The sequence below is a fragment of the Pseudomonas sp. B5(2017) genome (assembly GCF_002112825.1).
GTDB lineage: Bacteria > Pseudomonadota > Gammaproteobacteria > Pseudomonadales > Pseudomonadaceae > Aquipseudomonas > Aquipseudomonas putida_Z.
This window is the reverse complement of sequence record NZ_NEIR01000008.1, coordinates 205,342-223,034: the sequence shown is the minus strand read 5'-3', so window position 1 is coordinate 223,034 and position 17,693 is coordinate 205,342. Positions and strand designations below refer to the sequence as shown.

Here is a 17,693-nt window from a genome sequence, read left to right as displayed (position 1 = left end):
CTAAAGTGAAAGCACGACACTCCCATGCATTGCAGCCCTTTCAGGCGTCAACAGAGGTCAGCATGAAAATCCGTGAACTCGCCCAGCACTGGGAACAGAATGCCGCCGGTACCCTCAGCCCCACGGGCCATGTCCTGCATCTGGACCTTGAGTCCGAAGCGCGCCTGGCCGCGCTGATCGACATGTACCCCAAGCGCACCGCCGAGGAACTGCTCGGTGAGCTGGTCGCGGCAGCCCTCGAGGAACTGGAAGCCAGCTTCCCCTATGTGCAAGGCCGCCAGGTCATTGCCACCGACGAGGAAGGCGACCCGCTGTACGAGGACATCGGTCCTACACCGCGCTTTCTGTCACTTTCGCGACAGCATCTGCACGCCCTGAGCAACCCAGCAGCCGACAGCGAGAAGTAACCCGCCGCCCCCGCTCCGGGCCTGGCGAAGGCCCGGAATACCGCTACGCTCCGCGAAAGTTCCGGGCGAATCGCACTGACCGATTAGTCAGAAATAGTTATCCGCTCAGGATGATTTTTTCTGAACTATCCGAAAAACGCGCCAGTCACAGCCAATAGCCATCACGCTAAAACCCTGCACACCTGCCGTTGTGCACCGTTGAGCTGAAGCGCGTGCACGTGTCAGGGAACGAGCGATGGACTGCTACGGACAACGTCGTAAACAGGAGTGATCCAATGGAACTGACCACCAAGAACACCCGCATCTACAAACCCTCATCCACTCATGTGCGCGGGTTCAAGCTGGCAGCGCTGGCCCTGGGCAGCAGCCTGGTCCTGGCCGGCTGTGCGGGCAACCCGCCTACCGAGCAGTATGCAGTCACCCAGTCCGCCGTGAACTCCGCCGTCAGCGCTGGCGGCACCGAGTTCGCCGCCGTGGAAATGAAAGCGGCACAGGACAAGTTCAAACAGGCCGAGATCGCCATGCATGACAAGAAGTACGACGACGCCAGGCGCCTGGCCGAACAGGCCGAGTGGGACGCCCGCCTCGCCGAACGCAAGGCCCAGGCGGCCAAGGCCCAGAAGGCCGTGCAGGATGCCCGCCAGGGCGTTCAGGACGTACGTGAGGAAGGCCTGCGCAGCGCTCAGTGAGCCCTGCCCCGCCCACCTCGGCCTTCGCACACGATCAAAGGATGAACACTATGCGCAACTACGTCATGATTCCCGCCCTGCTGGCCCTGAGCGTCGGCCTTGCTGCCTGCTCGCACGACCCTAACGCCAACCTCGAATCGGCCCGCACCAACTTCTCCTCGCTGCAGAGCGACCCGCAATCGAGCAAGGTTGCCGCGCTGGAGACCAAGGACGCTCAGGACTGGCTGAACAAGGCCGACAAGGCCTACATGGACCGTGAAGACGAGAAGAAGGTCGACCAGTTGGCCTACCTGACCAACCAGCGCGTCGAAGTGGCCAAGCAGACCATCGCCCTGCGCACTGCCGAAGGCGAACTGAAGAACGCCTCGGCCCAGCGCGCCCAGGCCAAGCTGGACGCCCGCGACGCACAGATCGCCAAGTTGCAGGACAGCCTCAACGCCAAGCAGACCGACCGCGGCACGCTGGTCACCTTCGGTGACGTGCTGTTCGACTTCAACAAGGCCGAACTCAAGAGCAACGCCTACCCGAACGTCACCAAGCTGGCGCAGTTCCTCCAGGAAAACCCGGAACGCAAGGTGATCGTCGAGGGTTACACCGACAGCGTCGGCTCGGCCAACTACAACCAGGGCCTGTCGGAGCGCCGCGCCAACAGCGTGCGCATGGCACTGGTACGTGCCGGCGTCGACCCGGCGCGCATCGTCGCCCAGGGCTATGGCAAGGAGTACCCGGTAGCGGACAACTCGAGCAATTCGGGGCGTGCGCAGAACCGTCGGGTGGAGGTGACCATCTCCAACGACAACCAGCCGGTGGCGCCGCGCTCGGTGAGCCAGGTACAGCAGTAAGGCTGGCTAGCTGAACTGACAAGCCCCGCGATCGAAGCGGGGCTTTCTTTTGCCTGTTCCGGCCTCTTCGCGGCTAAAGCCGCTCCCACAGGGACTGGCGCGCTCCCTGTAGGAGCGGCTTCAGCCGCGAAAGGGCCGGCACAGGCAGTAGCGATAATGGCTCACTGCACCTGCTGCGGGGTTTCCTCGCCCATGCAACGCACCGCGCGCTTGCGGTTGTCCACCAGCACCCCGGTCAGGCCTTTCTGCTGGGTGTCGAACAGCACCAGCACGCCATCGACGCACTGGGCCACTTGTGGCGCCGGGTCCAGCGAGACCTTGTAGTCCTCGCCGGGGATGGTCTTGAGCATGGTGAAGTCCTGCAGCAACAGGGCATCCTCGGGCTTGGCGAAATGCAGGTAACCGTAGTACCACAAGGCCCCCACCGTCACGATGATGCTGCCGACACCGGTCAGGATCAGCGGGATGGCGTTGCGTTCTTCACTCATTGCTTGTTCTTCTCGTCAGGGTAATTGGGTACTTCGGCCAGCCGCCGCAGGCCGTTGAAATGGCTGGGGTCGTCGAGGAAACGCAACATCACCTGGCGCCAGGTCGGGTCGGCGAAGGTCTGCACGTGGCCACCACGGGTCAGTTGCAGCACCCGTGGCGCTGGCGCGTGCTGGTACAGGCGGATGCCGTTGTCCATCGGCACCAGGGTGTCGTCGATGCTGTGGAAGAACAGCTTGGGCGGGCTGCTCAGCTGCTCGATCGAGCGGATCGCGCTGTCACCGTCCGGCACCAGCCACGACAGCGGCACCTGCAGCGGCCAGGTCATCCACGAGGTGCTGAGGGCAAAGCGTCCGACCGCACGGTAACTGGCCGGCACACCGTCGAACACCAGGGCACTGAAACGCTGGCGCTGCTCCGGGTGGGCCGCCAGGTAGTGAATGGCCATGGCCCCGCCAAGGCTCTGCCCCAGCAGTACCAGTGGCTTGCCCTTGACCTCGGGAGCCTGCTCCAGCCAGGCCATGGCCGCGGCGATGTCCTCGTACACCTCGGGCAGGCTAGGCTCGCCCTGGGACAGGCCATAGCCGCGGTAATCGATCATCAACACCTGGTAACCCTGCTCCGGCAGCCAGTAGCTGCCGCCCAGGTGCCCAGGCAGGTTGCCGCCATTGCCATGCAGGTGCAGCACCGTGCCCTTGACCTCGACCCCGGCCTTGGCCGGCAACCACCAGCCGTGCAGGCGGATGCCATCAGCAGTGGTCAAGGTGACATCGCGGTACTCGAGCCTGGCCCGCTCGGGCGTGAACGGCTGGCCGCGCTCGGGATAGAACAGCAGGCTGCTGCAACCGCCCAGGCCCAGCAGGATCAAACCCAGGGCCAGCAGGCGGCAGCACTCAGAGAATGTTCGCGTAATCGGCTTCAATGCGGTCCAGGCTCAGGTGGTTGAGGAAGTTGGAGAAGCACATCCAGGCCGACAGCGCGTTGAGGTCGCGGAACTGCTCGGGCAGGTACTTGGGCGGCTCGACCAGGCCTTCCTCGACCAGCTGTCGCAGGGTACGCATGTCTTCCAGGGTGGTCTTGCCACAGAACAGCAACGGGATCTGTTCGAGCTTGCCCTTCTTCACGGCCAACTGAATGTAGTTGTAAACCATGATGAAGCCTTTGAGGTAGGACAAGTCCTTGGTAAATGGCAGGCCATTGGGCACCGACCCACGGAACACCCGACTGGCGTTGCTGTAGCTCTGCGCCATCTCGAACCCCTGCTCGCGGAAGAAGTTGTAGATCTGCATGAAATCGGCACCCTCCTCGACCATGTGGATGGCGCGGGTCCGATTGGTGAGCTTGCGCAGGCGGCTGGGGTAGGAGGCGAAGGCGATCACCTCCATGAGGATGGCCAGGCCTTCCTGGGTCACCGTCGACGAGGGCGGGCCCTTGGCCAGGAAGGTACAGATCGGCTGGTTCAGGCCGTTGAGCGTGGTGCCGACATGCACCAGCCCTTCGTGCACCTCCAGGGCGCGCACGTCACGGGCATTGAACATGGCGTCGGCACGCACCTTGATGTAGTCGGCCCCGGCCGCGGCATCGGCGACGATGCCGTCGGACTCGAACACACGGATGGTCCCCTCGGCCTCGCCGAACACCTTGTTCAGCCGGTGCTGGAGGATTTCCACGGCCTCCTTGGCAGTGAGGTTCTTCGGTTCGTCCTTGAGGTCGCCACGGCCATCGATGTTGTTCAGGTAGTCCGACAGCATCAGGCCGAGGTCGGCCAAGGTCGGATCACCAGCGTGGAAGGCATCCGAGGCGGCGCCGTACAGTTCCTGGGAGATCAGCCCGAAATCCTCGGTGCCACGCGCTTCGAGCATGCGCACCACCATGCGGTATTCGCGGCACATGCGCTTCATGATCTGCCCGACCGGGTTGAACTGGCCGAGCTGGCGAATGATGTCGCGCTCGATGCCCTGGAACTCGGCCTTGACCGCGCTGGAGTCGAACGCCAGCGGGCGCGACTGGTAGTAGGCACGGTCGACGGCCGGCGGCTCCTTGCCCTTGGCCTTGAGGAAACCCTGGCGGATGTTGTCGTCCCACTTCACCGCGTCCAGAACCCGGATCGGGGTCTGTGCCGCAACGATGCGGTCGGACAGGGCACGGATGGTTTGCTGGTATTCGTCCACCGGGGACTCCTTTCTAGTACAGGAAACCTGTACCGGCCTCTTCGCGGCTAAAGCCGCTCCCACAGGTACTGCATCAGGCTCGAAACCGATGCGGTCCCTGTGGGAGCGGCTTCAGCCGCGAAGAAGCCAGCACGGTCATTTGCCGGAGCGCTGGAACCGCGCCACTTCAACGAACAGGTCGGAGTTGGCCGGGTCGTCCAGGTATGCCAGCACCCGCGCCGACGGGCTGTCGATCAGCACGCCGTCGCCGTTGTCCTCCGGCACCTCGGTGCTGCGCCCGGTCAGCTCCTTCTTGTCCACCGCCTGCTGCACCTGCTCGACATCCAGGTTGTAGACCACCAGTTCCTTGCCATCGACGATATCGAAACCGCCGATCAGGAAGTTGCCACCCAGGCGCTTCGGCACGCCAGCCGACAGGTACCAGCGGTTGCCGTGGCGCGACACGGTGAACACGTATTCCTCGGGGGCCTTGCCCTTGGCCGTGGCCACTGCCTTGTAGGCATCGCCACCGCTACGGCTGATCACCAGCTTCAGCGGCTCGCCCCAGGCGTCCTTGCTGCTCCACTTGCCGAGCAGGGCCTTGGGCGCCGCCTGGTTGCTCGGCAAGGGCTCGTGGAAGGTCACCAGACAACCGCCCAGCAGCAGGAATGACAAAGTCAACAACACCACACGCCAGGCTTTCATCAGGTTCTCCTTGAAAAGTCGGTCTCGGCTCAGGCCGATGCCAGCACCAGCTGCAGGTATCGGCTAAGCATAGCGAGCATCTGCCCATCGGCTTGCGCGTTCGCATCCTTGAGCAGGCCCTGATATTCCATCTGCTCGATAATCGCCGTCAACATTTGGGCGTCCTGTTCCGGTTGCTGCGAGCCCACCACCTGCAGCAATTGGCGGGTGCCATGCAGCAGGATCTGTTCATGGGCGCACACCAGTTGAGCCAGGCGCGGGCACAGCAGCGCCTCCTGGCGGAAGGCCTGCTCGGCCATCAGGAAGTCGCGGCGGTTCAGCAGTTGCCGCTGCACGTAGTCGGCTGTCATGCGCGCTACCTCGTCAGCCAGGCGTGCCCGCGCCTGCGGGCTGCCGTCACCCTCGGCCAGCAACTGGCGCAACACCACCTCGGTATTGGCCCACAGCTTGGCCATGTAGGCGGCGCTGCGTTCAACGTACTGGGCGAAGGTATCGGTGAGCAGGTCCTCGATGTCCTTGAAGTAGTAGGTGGTGGCCGACAGTGGCACACCGGCCTCGGCGGCGACGGCGCGATGGCGCACACCGCGTACGCCATCGCGCACGACAATGCGCATGGCGGCGTCGAGGATCAGTTGGCGACGCTGCTCGCTGCCCTGGCGGGCAGTCTTGCGGCCTTGGTATTGCACGCTTTCGGCGACGGCGGTGGCGATGCCGGCGGCGCCCTGGTGAGGCATTGCGGGTGTCACGGGGTGTACCTCATGGACAGTGTTTCGTCAGTGCCGGCCTCTTCGCGGCTAAAGCCGCTCCCACAGGGACCGCACCAGCCTGAGGGTAGTGGGGTCCCAGTGGGAGCGGCTTTAGCCGCGAAAGGGCCGGTACAGGCAATTCAAGTGTACGGGCAAGAAAAAGCCGCCTCGAAAGGCGGCTCATTCAATTCACTCAGGCCTGCGGACGCATGTGCGGGAACAGGATCACGTCGCGGATCGACGGCGAGTTGGTCAGCAGCATCACCAGGCGGTCGATGCCGATGCCTTCACCTGCAGTCGGCGGCATGCCGTACTCCAGGGCGCGAACGAAGTCGGCGTCGTAGTGCATGGCTTCGTCGTCACCGGCGTCCTTCTCGGCCACCTGGGCCAGGAAGCGCTCGGCCTGGTCTTCGGCATCGTTGAGCTCGGAGTAGGCGTTGGCGATCTCGCGGCCACCGATGAACAGCTCGAAACGGTCGGTAACAGCCGGGTTGTCGTCGTTGCGACGGGCCAGCGGCGACACTTCGAACGGGTACTCGGTGATGAAGTGCGGCTGCTCCAGCTTGTGCTCGACCAGCTCTTCGAAAATCATCACCTGCAGCTTGCCCAGGCCTTCGTGGCCCAGCACCTTGGCACCGGCCTTTTTGGCGATGTCGCGGGCGCGGTCGACGTCCTGCAGGTCGGCAGCGGTCAGCTCCGGGTTGTACTTGAGGATCGAGTCGAATACCGACAGGCGGGCGAACGGCTCGCCGAAGTGGAACACCTTGTCGCCGTACGGCACGTCGGTAGTGCCCAGTACCAGCTGCGCCAGCTCGCGGAACAGTTCCTCGGTGAGGTCCATGTTGTCGCGGTAGTCGGCGTAGGCCTGGTAGAACTCGAGCATGGTGAATTCAGGGTTGTGACGAGTCGAAACGCCTTCGTTACGGAAGTTGCGGTTGATCTCGAACACCTTCTCGAAGCCACCAACCACCAGGCGCTTGAGGTACAGCTCCGGCGCAATGCGCAGGAACATGGCCATGTCCAGGGCGTTGTGGTGGGTTTCGAACGGCTTGGCCGCAGCACCACCCGGGATGGTTTGCAGCATCGGCGTCTCGACTTCGAGGAAGTCGCGCTCGATGAGGAACTTGCGGATGTGCGAGATCACCTGCGAACGCACACGGAAGGTGTGGCGGGTTTCTTCATTGACCATCAGGTCGACGTAACGCTGGCGGTAGCGCTGCTCGGTGTCGGTCAGGCCGTGGTGCTTGTCGGGCAGCGGGCGCAGCGACTTGGTCAGCAGGCGCACGTTGGTCATTTCGACGTACAGGTCGCCCTTGCCGGAACGGGCCAGGGTGCCTTCGGCGCTGATGATGTCGCCCAGGTCCCAGGTCTTGACCGCGGCCAGGGTTTCTTCCGGCAGGGTCTTGCGGTTGACGTAGACCTGGATACGGCCAGTCATGTCCTGAATGACCATGAACGAGCCGCGGTTGAGCATGATGCGGCCGGCAACCTTGACCGGAATCGCTGCAGCTTCCAGTTCTTCCTTGGTCTTGTCCGCATACTGCTTCTGCAGGTCGTTGCAGTAGCTGTCGCGACGGAAGTCATTGGGGAAGGCATTGCCCTTGGCGCGCTCGGCGGCAAGCTTTTCCTTGCGCAGGGCGATCAGGGCGTTTTCTTCCTGTTGCAGGTCTTGCGCTTCGGTCTTGAGGTCGCTCATTTCGTCATTCTTTCCATCAGGTGTTCGGTGCCCCTTTCGGGCAGGGCACGCGATACCGGACCCAGGCCAGGTACCGCGGCGGTTGTGTGCGGTTTACAGCCCCTGCTTGAGGCTCGCTTCCAGGTACTGGTCGAGGTCGCCGTCCAGCACCTTCTGGCAGTCGCTGCGCTCGACACCGGTACGCAGGTCCTTGATACGCGAGTCATCCAGCACGTAGGAGCGGATCTGGTGGCCCCAGCCGATGTCCGACTTGCTGTCTTCCAGCGCCTGCGAGGCGGCATTGCGCTTCTGCATTTCCAGCTCGTACAACTTGGCCCGCAGCATTTTCATGGCGGTGTCCTTGTTGGCGTGCTGGGAGCGTTCGTTCTGGCAAGCCACCACGGTGTTGGTCGGTACGTGGGTAATACGCACCGCCGAGTCGGTGGTGTTCACGTGCTGACCACCGGCACCGGAGGAACGGTAGGTGTCGATACGCAGGTCGGCCGGGTTGATCTCGATCTCGACCTTGTCGTCGATCTCGGGCGACACGAACACCGCCGAGAACGAGGTGTGGCGACGGGCACCGGAGTCGAACGGGCTCTTGCGTACCAGGCGGTGCACGCCGATCTCGGTGCGCAGCCAGCCGAAGGCGTACTCGCCCTTGATATGCACGGTGGCGCCCTTGATACCGGCGACTTCACCTTCGGAAAGCTCGATGATGGTAGCGTCGAAACCACGCTTGTCGGCCCAGCGCAGGTACATGCGCAGCAGGATGTTGGCCCAGTCCTGCGCCTCGGTACCACCGGAGCCGGCCTGGATGTCCAGGTAGGCGTTGTTCATGTCCATCTCGCCGCTGAACATGCGACGGAACTCGAGCTGGGCCAGTTTTTCTTCCAGGCCTTCCAGTTCGGTCACGACGTCGCCGACGGCGCCTTCGTCATTTTCCTCGACGGCCATGTCGAGCAGGTCCTGGCAGTCGGCCAGGCCGCCGGACAGCTTGTCCAGGGTCTCGACGACCTGTGCCAGCATGGCACGCTCGCGGCCCAGGGCCTGGGCGTACTCGGGCTTGTTCCAGACGTTGGGGTCTTCCAGCTCGCGGTTGACTTCGATCAGGCGGTCATGCTTGTGATCGTAGTCAAAGATACCCCCGAATGGACTGGGAACGCTCGGTGAGGTCCTTGATGGTGTTCAGGATCGGTTGGATTTCCATGGGCTGGCTACTCGCACGAATTCGGTGAAAAGCCTGCGAGTATAACCGAGTCCGCCGCAGGGCGGCAGACCCGCCGGGCGCCCGAATGGCCGCAATTACTCGTGTAGGAGCGGCCTTGTGTCGCGATGGGGCGCGCAGCGGCCCCGGAATTCAGCTTCGCAGCAGATACTGCAAGGGGCCGCTGCGCGCCCCATCGCGACACAAGGCCGCTCCTACAAGGGTACGGTGCAGGCCCTGTCAGGCGATACCAACCTGGTTGCGCCCGCCATTCTTGGCCTGGTACAGACCTTTGTCCGCAGCCGAAATCAGTTGCCGGCTATGGCTGCCTATGGACGGAGTCTGGGTGGCCAGGCCAATGCTCACGGTCAGATACGAGTCGGGCACCGGCGCGGTGTGCGGGATGCCCAGGCCGAGCACGGTCTGGCGCAGCTTCTCGGCCACCAGGCGTGCCCCGCCCGGCGTGGTGTTGGGCAATACCAGGACGAATTCCTCGCCACCATAGCGCGCCGGCAGGTCGGTCGGCCGCGAGCACGAGCCGCGGATCGCCTCGGCCACCTGGCGCAAGGCCTCGTCACCGGCCAGGTGGCCAAAGCTGTCGTTGTAGGCCTTGAAGTAGTCCACGTCGATCATCAGCAGCGACAACTGCTGCTGCTCACGCATGGCCCGGCGCCACTCCAGTTCCAGGTACTCGTCGAAGTGGCGGCGGTTGGACAACCCGGTCAGGCCATCGGAATTCATCAGCCGCTGCAGCATCAGGTTGGTATCGAGCAGTTGCTGCTGGCTGACGCGCAGGGCGCGGTAGGCCTCGTCGCGCTGCAACAGGGTAAGGTAGGAACGCGAGTGATAGCGGATGCGCGCCACCAGCTCGATGGTATCCGGCAGCTTGACCAGGTAATCGTTGGCCCCGGCAGCAAAGGCTGCGCTCTTGACCAGCGGGTCTTCCTTGGTCGACAGAACGATGATCGGGATATCCTGGGTCGCCGGGTTGTTGCGGTATTCACGCACCAGGGTCAGCCCGTCCAGGCCAGGCATGATCAGGTCCTGCAGGATCACCGTGGGCTTGATGCGCACGGCCTGGGCCACCGCCTGGTGCGGGTCGGCGCAGAAGTGGAAGTCGATGTTCTCTTCATGGGCCAGGCCACGCCGCACCGCCTCGCCGATCATGGCCTGGTCGTCGACCAGCAGCACCATCGCCGAGTTCTCGTTGGGGGTCGTGAAACCTTCGATCGGTAAATCATTCATACCTGTTCACCCGATCACTGCCGGCCTGGCGGCGTGATTCAATACACTTCGTCATTTTGCGAAAAATTCCATCAAGCGCCCGGCTATGCGTTCCAGCGGGCGGATTTCCACTGCGGCATCGATGGCCGCAGCGGCCTTGGGCATCCCGTACACCGCACTGCTGGCCTGGTCCTGGGCAATGGTCAGGAAGCCCTGCTGGCGCATCAGCTTCAGGCCCTGGGCACCATCGCGGCCCATGCCGGTAAGCAACACGCCTACCGCATCGCCGGTCCAATAGCGCGCCACACTCTCGAAGAACACATCGATCGAGGGCCGGTAAATTTCATTGACAGGTTCGGCAGTGTAGGCCAGTTGGCCGTTCTGTAGCAGGCGGATGTGGTGATTGGTGCCTGCCAGCAACACCTGCCCCGGCTGCGGCGGCTCGCCTTCACGGGCCAGGCGCACCGGCAGCCCGGCAGCGCTGCTGAGCCATTCGGCCATGCCCGCGGCAAACACCTGGTCCACATGCTGGACCAGCACGATGGCCGCCGGAAATGCCGCCGGCAGGCCCTGCAGCAACACTTCCAGCGCCGCCGGGCCACCTGCCGACGAGCCGATCGCCACCAGGCCGCGGCGCTGGGAAGCCTCGCGCAGCGGCGTGGCCACCGGGCGGGCGGCAGGCGAACGTTGCTGGCCGATCAGCCAGCCGATATTGAGGATTTTGCGCAGCAGTGGCGCCGCCGCTTCACGGGGATCGCCCGCGCCCAGCGCCGGCGTGTCTACCACGTCGAGTGCGCCGTAGCCCATGGCCTCGAACACCCGGTGCACGTTCTGCTTGCGGTCGACCGTGACGATGACGATGGCGCATGGGGTTTCGGCCATGATCCGCCGGGTGGCCTCGACGCCATCCATGACCGGCATTATCAGGTCCATGAGGATCAGGTCTGGCTGCTGCTCGGTGCAGCGCTGCACCGCCTCGGCGCCATTGCTGGCCACCCATACCACCTCGTGCGCCGGCTCCAGGGCGACCGCCCGGCGCAGCGCCTCCACGGCCATGGGCATGTCGTTGACGATGGCGATCTTCATCCCTGAGCACCTCCGATCAGCTCAACCACAGCATCCAGCAACGCATCGTCATGGAAACTGGCCTTTGCCAAATAGTAGTCGGCGCCGGCATCCAGGCCACGCCGTCGGTCTTCCTCACGGTCCTTGTAGGACACCACCATCACCGGCAGCGATTGCAGGCGCTGGTCGCGGCGCACCAGGGTGACCAGCTCGATGCCGTCCATGCGCGGCATGTCGATGTCGGTGATCAGCAGGTCGAAGTCCTCGCCACGCAAGGCGTTCCAGCCGTCCATGCCGTCCACCGCCACGGCCACGTCATAGCCACGGTTGCCGAGCAGCTTGCGCTGCAGTTCACGCACGGTCAGCGAATCGTCGACCACCAGGATGCGCTGGCGCGCCACGCCACGGGCGCCGCTGCTGCCGCGTTCGATGCGTTCCAGGCTGCCGGTGCTGAGCAGTTTCTCCACCGAGCGCAGCAGGTCCTCGACATCGACGATCAGCACCACCGAGCCATCGTCGAGCAAGGCGCCGGAAGAAATGTCCTGCACCTTGCCCAGCCGTGGGTCGAGCGGCATCACCACCAGCACCCGCTCGCCCACCAGCCGCTCCACGGCCACGCCGTACAGTTGCTCGCGCTCGCGGATCACCACTACCCGCAGGCTGCTCTCCTGCGTTTGCCCGGCCGGGCGGTTGAGCAGTTGGCTGGCCGCCACCAGGCCGATGTGCCGGCCTTCGTGCCAGAAGTGCTGGCGCCCCTCGATCTGCACGATCTCTTCGGCGCTCACTTCCAGCGTGCGTTCGATATGAGCGAGCGGGAAGGCATAGGCCTCGCCGCCCACCTCGACCACCAGGCTGCGCACCACCGACAGGGTCAGTGGCACCTGCAGATGGAAACGGCAGCCCTGCCCGGCCAGCTGGGTCAGCTCGATAGAACCGCGCAGTTCACGGATCATGTGCTGCACCGCATCCAGGCCCACGCCGCGCCCGGACACCTCGGTGACTTTGTCGCGCAGGCTGAAACCGGGCAAGAACAGGAACGTCAGCAACTCTGCCTCGCTCATCCGCGCCACCGTGTCGGCGGGCGACAGGGCACGCCCGACAATGCTGCTGCGCAGGCGCTCGAGGTCGATGCCGGCACCGTCGTCGATCAGTTCCAGGCTGAGCATTCCGGCCTGGTGCGAGGCCCGCAGGCGGATAACCCCCTCCTCCGCCTTGCCCGCCAGCAGGCGCCGCTCGGGCAGCTCGATGCCGTGGTCGACCGCATTGCGCAACAGGTGGGTCAGCGGTGCTTCGAGCTTTTCCAGCACATCGCGGTCGACCTGGGTCTTGTCACCTTCCACCAGCAGCCGCACCGGCTTGCCCAGCGAACGGCCAAGGTCGCGCACCATGCGGCTCTGGCCGGTCAGCACATCGGCAAACGGCCGCATCCGGCAGGCCAGCGCGGTGTCGTACAGCAGTTGTGCGCGCTGGCTGGCCTGCCAGCCGAACTCGTCCAGGTCGGCAGCCTGCTGCTGCAGGATCTGCTGGGTTTCCGCCAGCAGGCGCTGGGTCTGTGCCAGGGCTTCGAGCACCTCGCTGCTCTGGCCACTGTCCTCCAGTTGCATGCGCAGGCCATCAAGCGCCTGCATGCCCTGGCCGTGCATGCGCTTGAGGCGCTGCAGGGTGGCCAGGTAAGGCTTGAGCCGCTGGGTTTCCACCAGCGACTTGCTGGACAAGTCGAGCAGGCTGTTGAGGCGGTCGGCGGTGACCCGCAGCACCCGCTCCGTACCTTCGCCGGTGCGCTTGCCGGCCTTGCGACGTGGGGCCTGCTCGGGCTCGGGCTCAGGCTCCAAGGGTTCGACAGGCAGCGGCAAAGGTTCGGCTTGCACGGTTTGCACCGGCGCTTCCGGCAGCGCTGGCACGGCTGGTGGCGCGGGGGGCACGGCTGCCGCCCCCGGGTCGAGCAGGTTGGCCATTTGCGCAAGGAACACCGGCAGGGTCGCCTGCGCCCCGGCATCGCCAGGCGTGGCGATGCGCATCAACAGGTCAGTGCCCTGCAACAGGGCATCGATATGCTCGGCGCTCAGCCGCAGGCGGCCCTCCTGGGCGGCCACCAGGCAGTCTTCCATGACGTGGGCGACGCTGACGCCAGCGTCCACCCCGACAATCCGCGCCGCGCCCTTCAGCGAATGGGCCGCGCGCATGCAAGCCTCGAGCTGGTCGGCCTGCGTGGGATTACGCTCCAGCGCCATCAGGCCGACGCTGAGCACCTGGGTCTGCGCCTCGGCCTCCAGGCTGAACAGTTCGAGCAACGATGCGTCGCGCATTTGCTCTGGGGTCATGACAGGCTCCGCTGCACGGCAGACAGTAAGTGTTGATCGTCCAGCACCCGCACGCTGCGGCCACGCCATTGCAGGACCGCTGCGGTGAAGTGGGAGGCGTCCTGGCCGCTGCCCAGCAGCAGCGGGTCGAGCCGGTGAATGCCGTCGATTTCCTCGACCGCCATCACCACCGGCCCGCCATCCGCGGCCAGGATCAGCATGCGTGGCATCGCCCGGCCGCCACGTTGCTCGGCAGCGCTGGCCTGCACACCCAGCAGGTCGGCCAGTGACAGGCACGGCACCAGCGCACCGCGCACGTTGGCCACCCCCTGCAACACCCGCGAGCGCTGGTGCGGCAGCGAATGCACCGCCTGCAGCGGGGCAATTTCGGCCAGGCAGGCGGTGGCCAGCGCCAGCCACTCTTCGCCCAGGCGGAACAGCAGCATGGAGCGGCCGGTGTTTTCCTCGACCGGTGGCGCCACGGCAGCCTGGTGGTCCTGCATCAACGCGTAGCGGTCGAGCAGGCGTGTGGCTGCTGCGGCATATACCTCGCAGTTACGGCAGTGAACGTGACGCTCCAGCAGCGGGCACTGCTTGTCGCCGTGCACGCCAATGCGGTTCCAGCAGTCGTCGATGTGCGCGTCATCCTCGGCGAGCAATTGCATCGCGGATTCCTTCATCGTTCAGACTCCCTGCCAACCCGTGCGGCGCGCTCCTGCAGGCGCCGGGCACCGGCCAGGTCACCCTGGGCCGCCAGCAAGGCCGCCAGGTGCACCAGCGCCTCGGGGTGCTGCGGTTCCAGGTACAGGGCTTTGCGATAGTGGGTCAGTGCCTGCTGCGCATCGCCTTCGGTATCGCTGAGCAGCCCCAGCCAGTAGTAAACCTGCGCCGAAGGCGCGAACTGGCCCAGGTAGCGCTGGCATTCGGCACGGGCCTGCTCGCTGGCGCCGGCATTGGCAAGCCGGGCAATGCTGGCCAGCAACTCGCTTGCCTCCTCGCGCTTGTGCTCGCGCGCCGGCGCTGGCTTGGCGGCCACGGGCAGCACCCGCAGTGGGCGCGGCGACGCTGCGCTCGGTAACGGATAGCCTGGCTTGGCCGGTGCTGGCGATGTGCGCCGCAAGGGCTGGACCGGGGGCGTAGCCAACGCAGCGCCGCCACCCTCCTGGCGCACATAGGCGAACGACTGGGCAATCCCCAGCGGGCGCATGCCCAATCGCGCCAGCAAGCTGCCTTCGGCCGGGCCGATGAACAGCACACCCTGTGGGTGCAACAAGCGCTTGAGCACTTCGAACACCCGTTGTTGGGTCGGCACGTCGAAATAGATCAGCAGGTTGCGGCAGAACACGAAGTCGTACAGGCCATCGCGGCTGGCCAGCGCCGGGTCGAGCACATTGCCCACCTGCAGGCTGACTTGCTCGCGCACCCGCTCATGCAGGAGGTGGCCTTCGTCGAGGGCATCGAAGTAACGCTCGCGAAAGCCCAGGTCGCTGCCACGGAAGGCATTGCGCCCGTACACCGCCTGCCCGGCCTTGGCCACGGAACTGGGGCTGATGTCCATGCCGTCGATCATGAACGCCCCCGGCGCGATACCGGCATCGAGCAAGGCCATGGCCAGCGAATAGGGTTCCTCGCCGGTCGAGCAAGGCAGGCTGAGCAAACGCAGCGGGCGCGCCCCGGCCAGCTCGGCCAGGCGCTTGTGCGCCAGGCTGGCCAAGGCGGTGAAGGATTCGGGGTAACGGAAGAACCAGGTTTCCGGGACGATGACCGCTTCGATCAGCGCCTGTTGCTCATCCATCGACTGCTGCAGGTGCAGCCAGTAATCATCCAGGTCCGCAGCGTTCACGGCCACACAGCGCTGGCGCAGCGCACGCTCGACCATGGGCGCGCCCACCGATTCCACGTCCAGGCCGATGCGTTCGCGCAGGAAGCGGAAAAAATGCTGTTCGTTCATGTCGGCATCCCTGTCGGATCATCCGCGTACAGCAACTCGTGCACGGCATCGGGCAGCAGGTCGTTGACTTCGATGCGCTGCAACAAGCCCTGCTCATCCTGACGCACCGGCCCCAGGTACGGGGCTTCACCGCTGTCCACGCCATACGGCTGGAACTCGTCGGGGTGGCAACGCAGGGTTTCGGTGGCCTGCTCCAGGATCAGGCCAAGCTGCAGGCCACCTCGGTAGTGCACCAGCACCAGGCGGGTACTGGTGCGCTGCGCCGCCGGCTGGCCGAAGCTCAATGCCGCCAGGTCGACCACCGGTACCAGCAGGCCCCGGTGTGCAAGGATGCCTGCGACCCAGGCAGGCGCCTTGGCGATCGGCTTGAGCGGCTGGCGCGGCAGCACCTCGATCACCTCGTGCACGCTCAGGGCAAAGCGTTGCTCCCGGATGCGAAACTGCAGGTACAACGCCCCCTTGGCGTTGACCGCCCGCGCGGCGCGCGGTTGCAAGTCGTTCATCGCAGTCAGACTTTGAAGCGCGACACGCCGCCACGCAGGCCAGCGGCCACCTGGCTCAGCTCATCGATGGCGAAACTGGCCTGGCGCAGCGATTCGACCGTCTGGGTGCTGGCATCGCTGAGCTGGGCCAGCGCCTGGTTGATCTGCTCGGCACCGGTGGCCTGTGCCTGCATGCCTTCGTTGACCATCAGCACGCGTGGGGCCAGGGCCTGCACCTGGTGAATGATCTGGCTGAGCTGTTCGCCCACCTGCTGCACTTCGAACATGCCGCGGCGCACTTCTTCGGAAAACTTGTCCATGCCCATGACCCCGGCCGACACCGCCGACTGGATCTCGCGCACCATCTGTTCGATATCGTAGGTGGCCACGGCGGTCTGGTCGGCCAGGCGGCGCACTTCGGTGGCTACCACGGCAAAGCCGCGGCCGTACTCGCCGGCCTTTTCCGCTTCGATGGCAGCGTTGAGCGACAGCAGGTTGGTCTGGTCGGCGACCTTGACGATGGTCACCACCATCTGGGTGATGTTGCTGGCCTTTTCGTTGAGGATGCCCAGCTTGGCGTTGACCAGGTCGGCGGCGCCCATCACCTGGTGCATGGTTTCTTCCATGCGTGCCAGGCCCTGCTGGCCGGAACCGGCCAGGCTGGAGGCCTGGTCGGCGGCCGAGGTGACTTCGGTCATGGTGCGCACCAGGTCACGCGAAGTGGCGGCGATTTCCCGCGAGGTGGCGCCGATTTCGGTGGTGGTGGCGGCCGTTTCGGTGGCGGTGGCCTGCTGTTGCTTGGAGGTTGCAGCGATTTCGGTCACCGAGGTGGTCACCTGCACCGACGAACGCTGGGCCTGGGCCACCAGGTTGGCCAGGGCCTCGGCCATTTCGTTGAAGCCGCTTTCGATGGCGCCGAATTCGTCCTTGCGGTCCAGGCTCAGGCGCATGCTCAGGTCGCCCGAGCGCAGTTTGTCGAGGGCATGGACAATGCGCTGCATGGGCGCGGTGATGGCGCGCATCAGCAACAGGCCGCAGATACCGGCGGCGATGATCGCCAGCAGCAGCGAAACTATCATGCTGCCCTTGGCCGTGCTTACGGCGCCGACGATCTCGTTGGTGTCGGTGTCGGCGGAGGCGCGGTTGTGCTCGATCACTTCGTTCAGGTGCTTGCGGCCTTCGATCCAGGCCGGGGTGAGCACATCGGTGATCAACCGCTGGGCTTCCGCGTAGTTGCGCTGTCGATAGGCTTCCAGCACCTGGTCGACGATCTTGAGGTAGGCATCTTTCATCTGGATGAAGGTGTCGAAGCGCGCCTGGTCGTCATCGTCCTGAATGGTGCCCTGGTAGCTGTCCATGTGCTCTTTCAGGCGGTCCTGGAAGCTCTTGAACAGCTCTGCGTCGGCCGAAGTGAATTCGCGGTGATTGGACAGCCCCACCAGCTGCTGGCTGGTGACGTAACTGTCGACCCAGGCACTGCGGATCATCGAGCTGTAGTAGAGGCCGGGAATGCTGTCGGTCCCCACTGCCTGCTCGGCGGATGCGATGGTCACCAACCGCGAGTAGGCGGCCACGATCATCAGCAGCATGATGGCGATGATCACGGCGAAACTTGCCAGGATCCGTTGGCGCAAGGTCCAGTTCTTCACATTCAGCCCTCAGGAATTCACAACGAGCGGGAAAAATCGCCGAAGTATAGCCCAGGCGCCCAGTGCTCATGCGGCTGAAATGTGGAGTAACCGGGTAACCTTGCCGACAGACCGG

At 64.8% G+C, this 17,693-nt stretch carries 17 protein-coding genes; 3 read left to right on the top strand and 14 right to left on the bottom strand.

What is annotated here, in order from left to right; translation table 11 throughout:
- Positions 1 to 62: 62 nt before the first annotated feature.
- From CAG00_RS14620 to CAG00_RS14610, 3 genes are all read left to right on the top strand, one after another.
- Positions 63 to 407, top strand: a complete 345-nt coding sequence (locus CAG00_RS14620) for a type 1 pili tip component (protein ID WP_013971223.1) — start codon at positions 63 to 65, stop codon at positions 405 to 407.
- Positions 408 to 682: 275 nt separating this feature from the next.
- Positions 683 to 1,096, top strand: coding sequence for a DUF4398 domain-containing protein (locus tag CAG00_RS14615; protein WP_003258911.1), 414 nt, complete (start codon positions 683 to 685; stop codon positions 1,094 to 1,096).
- A gap of 50 nt (positions 1,097 to 1,146) precedes the next feature.
- Positions 1,147 to 1,938, top strand: coding sequence for an OmpA family protein (locus tag CAG00_RS14610; protein ID WP_025337942.1), 792 nt, complete (start codon positions 1,147 to 1,149; stop codon positions 1,936 to 1,938).
- Between the two features lie 161 nt (positions 1,939 to 2,099).
- On the opposite strand, the gene CAG00_RS14605 is transcribed toward CAG00_RS14610, so the two are convergent.
- The 14 genes from CAG00_RS14605 to CAG00_RS14545 form a co-directional block, all read right to left on the bottom strand.
- Positions 2,100 to 2,426, bottom strand: a complete 327-nt coding sequence (locus CAG00_RS14605) for a hypothetical protein (RefSeq protein WP_003252219.1) — start codon at positions 2,424 to 2,426, stop codon at positions 2,100 to 2,102.
- Positions 2,423 to 3,346: an alpha/beta hydrolase gene (locus CAG00_RS14600; RefSeq protein ID WP_085664577.1), complete on the bottom strand. Its 924-nt coding sequence runs from the start codon at positions 3,344 to 3,346 to the stop codon at positions 2,423 to 2,425. Before CAG00_RS14600 ends, CAG00_RS14605 begins: the two co-directional genes overlap by 4 nt.
- Positions 3,318 to 4,595: a flavohemoglobin expression-modulating QEGLA motif protein gene (locus CAG00_RS14595; protein ID WP_085618263.1), complete on the bottom strand. Its 1,278-nt coding sequence runs from the start codon at positions 4,593 to 4,595 to the stop codon at positions 3,318 to 3,320. The genes CAG00_RS14600 and CAG00_RS14595 overlap by 29 nt, the downstream gene beginning before the upstream one ends.
- Positions 4,596 to 4,730: 135 nt before the next feature.
- A complete protein-coding gene (locus CAG00_RS14590) occupies positions 4,731 to 5,279 on the bottom strand; it encodes a hypothetical protein (RefSeq protein ID WP_003258915.1) in 549 nt (182 codons plus the stop codon).
- Positions 5,280 to 5,308: 29 nt separating this feature from the next.
- Positions 5,309 to 6,013, bottom strand: coding sequence for a TetR/AcrR family transcriptional regulator (locus CAG00_RS14585; RefSeq protein ID WP_025337938.1), 705 nt, complete (start codon positions 6,011 to 6,013; stop codon positions 5,309 to 5,311).
- A 205-nt stretch (positions 6,014 to 6,218) separates the two neighbouring features.
- Positions 6,219 to 7,721 (bottom strand): lysine--tRNA ligase, encoded by a 1,503-nt coding sequence (gene lysS / locus CAG00_RS14580; RefSeq protein ID WP_013971217.1) that lies wholly within the window; start codon positions 7,719 to 7,721, stop codon positions 6,219 to 6,221.
- A gap of 93 nt (positions 7,722 to 7,814) precedes the next feature.
- Positions 7,815 to 8,910 (bottom strand): peptide chain release factor 2 gene (gene prfB / locus CAG00_RS28080; RefSeq protein WP_108480361.1). Its coding sequence is split into 2 segments (ribosomal slippage): positions 7,815 to 8,837 and positions 8,839 to 8,910, totalling 1,095 coding nucleotides; the frame shifts between segments, so codons are not numbered across the junction.
- 237 nt (positions 8,911 to 9,147) lie between these two features.
- Positions 9,148 to 10,152 (bottom strand): Wsp signal transduction system regulator diguanylate cyclase WspR, encoded by a 1,005-nt coding sequence (wspR, locus tag CAG00_RS14575; RefSeq protein WP_085618259.1) that lies wholly within the window; start codon positions 10,150 to 10,152, stop codon positions 9,148 to 9,150.
- 51 nt (positions 10,153 to 10,203) lie between these two features.
- Positions 10,204 to 11,217 (bottom strand): Wsp signal transduction system protein-glutamate methylesterase WspF, encoded by a 1,014-nt coding sequence (gene wspF, locus CAG00_RS14570; protein WP_025337935.1) that lies wholly within the window; start codon positions 11,215 to 11,217, stop codon positions 10,204 to 10,206.
- Positions 11,214 to 13,517 (bottom strand): hybrid sensor histidine kinase/response regulator, encoded by a 2,304-nt coding sequence (locus CAG00_RS14565; protein WP_085618257.1) that lies wholly within the window; start codon positions 13,515 to 13,517, stop codon positions 11,214 to 11,216. Before CAG00_RS14565 ends, wspF begins: the two co-directional genes overlap by 4 nt.
- Positions 13,514 to 14,176, bottom strand: coding sequence for a chemotaxis protein CheW (locus CAG00_RS14560; protein WP_084785060.1), 663 nt, complete (start codon positions 14,174 to 14,176; stop codon positions 13,514 to 13,516). Before CAG00_RS14560 ends, CAG00_RS14565 begins: the two co-directional genes overlap by 4 nt.
- Positions 14,173 to 15,447: a protein-glutamate O-methyltransferase CheR gene (locus CAG00_RS14555; RefSeq protein ID WP_085664576.1), complete on the bottom strand. Its 1,275-nt coding sequence runs from the start codon at positions 15,445 to 15,447 to the stop codon at positions 14,173 to 14,175. Before CAG00_RS14555 ends, CAG00_RS14560 begins: the two co-directional genes overlap by 4 nt.
- The gene (locus CAG00_RS14550) at positions 15,444 to 15,950 is read right to left on the bottom strand and encodes a chemotaxis protein CheW (protein ID WP_025337931.1); all 507 of its coding nucleotides are present in this window, start codon (positions 15,948 to 15,950) and stop codon (positions 15,444 to 15,446) included. Before CAG00_RS14550 ends, CAG00_RS14555 begins: the two co-directional genes overlap by 4 nt.
- A 5-nt stretch (positions 15,951 to 15,955) precedes the next feature.
- Positions 15,956 to 17,578, bottom strand: a complete 1,623-nt coding sequence (locus tag CAG00_RS14545; RefSeq protein ID WP_085587625.1) for a methyl-accepting chemotaxis protein — start codon at positions 17,576 to 17,578, stop codon at positions 15,956 to 15,958.
- Between the last annotated feature and the right edge of the window lie 115 nt (positions 17,579 to 17,693).

Bases quoted from the DNA above. Each gene is read 5' to 3' on its own strand.
- CAG00_RS14610 (WP_025337942.1), top strand. From the start codon at position 1,147: ATGCGCAACTACGTCATGATTCCCGCCCTGCTGGCCCTGAGCGTCGGC.
- CAG00_RS14605 (WP_003252219.1), bottom strand. From the start codon at position 2,426: ATGAGTGAAGAACGCAACGCCATCCCGCTGATCCTGACCGGTGTCGGC.
- lysS (WP_013971217.1), bottom strand. From the start codon at position 7,721: ATGAGCGACCTCAAGACCGAAGCGCAAGACCTGCAACAGGAAGAAAAC.
- CAG00_RS14555 (WP_085664576.1), bottom strand. From the start codon at position 15,447: ATGAACGAACAGCATTTTTTCCGCTTCCTGCGCGAACGCATCGGCCTG.
- wspR (WP_085618259.1), bottom strand. From the start codon at position 10,152: ATGAATGATTTACCGATCGAAGGTTTCACGACCCCCAACGAGAACTCG.
- CAG00_RS14550 (WP_025337931.1), bottom strand. From the start codon at position 15,950: ATGAACGACTTGCAACCGCGCGCCGCGCGGGCGGTCAACGCCAAGGGG.
- CAG00_RS14615 (WP_003258911.1), top strand. From the start codon at position 683: ATGGAACTGACCACCAAGAACACCCGCATCTACAAACCCTCATCCACT.
- CAG00_RS14620 (WP_013971223.1), top strand. From the start codon at position 63: ATGAAAATCCGTGAACTCGCCCAGCACTGGGAACAGAATGCCGCCGGT.
- CAG00_RS14560 (WP_084785060.1), bottom strand. From the start codon at position 14,176: ATGAAGGAATCCGCGATGCAATTGCTCGCCGAGGATGACGCGCACATC.
- CAG00_RS14590 (WP_003258915.1), bottom strand. From the start codon at position 5,279: ATGAAAGCCTGGCGTGTGGTGTTGTTGACTTTGTCATTCCTGCTGCTG.
- wspF (WP_025337935.1), bottom strand. From the start codon at position 11,217: ATGAAGATCGCCATCGTCAACGACATGCCCATGGCCGTGGAGGCGCTG.
- CAG00_RS14565 (WP_085618257.1), bottom strand. From the start codon at position 13,517: ATGACCCCAGAGCAAATGCGCGACGCATCGTTGCTCGAACTGTTCAGC.
- CAG00_RS14585 (WP_025337938.1), bottom strand. From the start codon at position 6,013: ATGCCTCACCAGGGCGCCGCCGGCATCGCCACCGCCGTCGCCGAAAGC.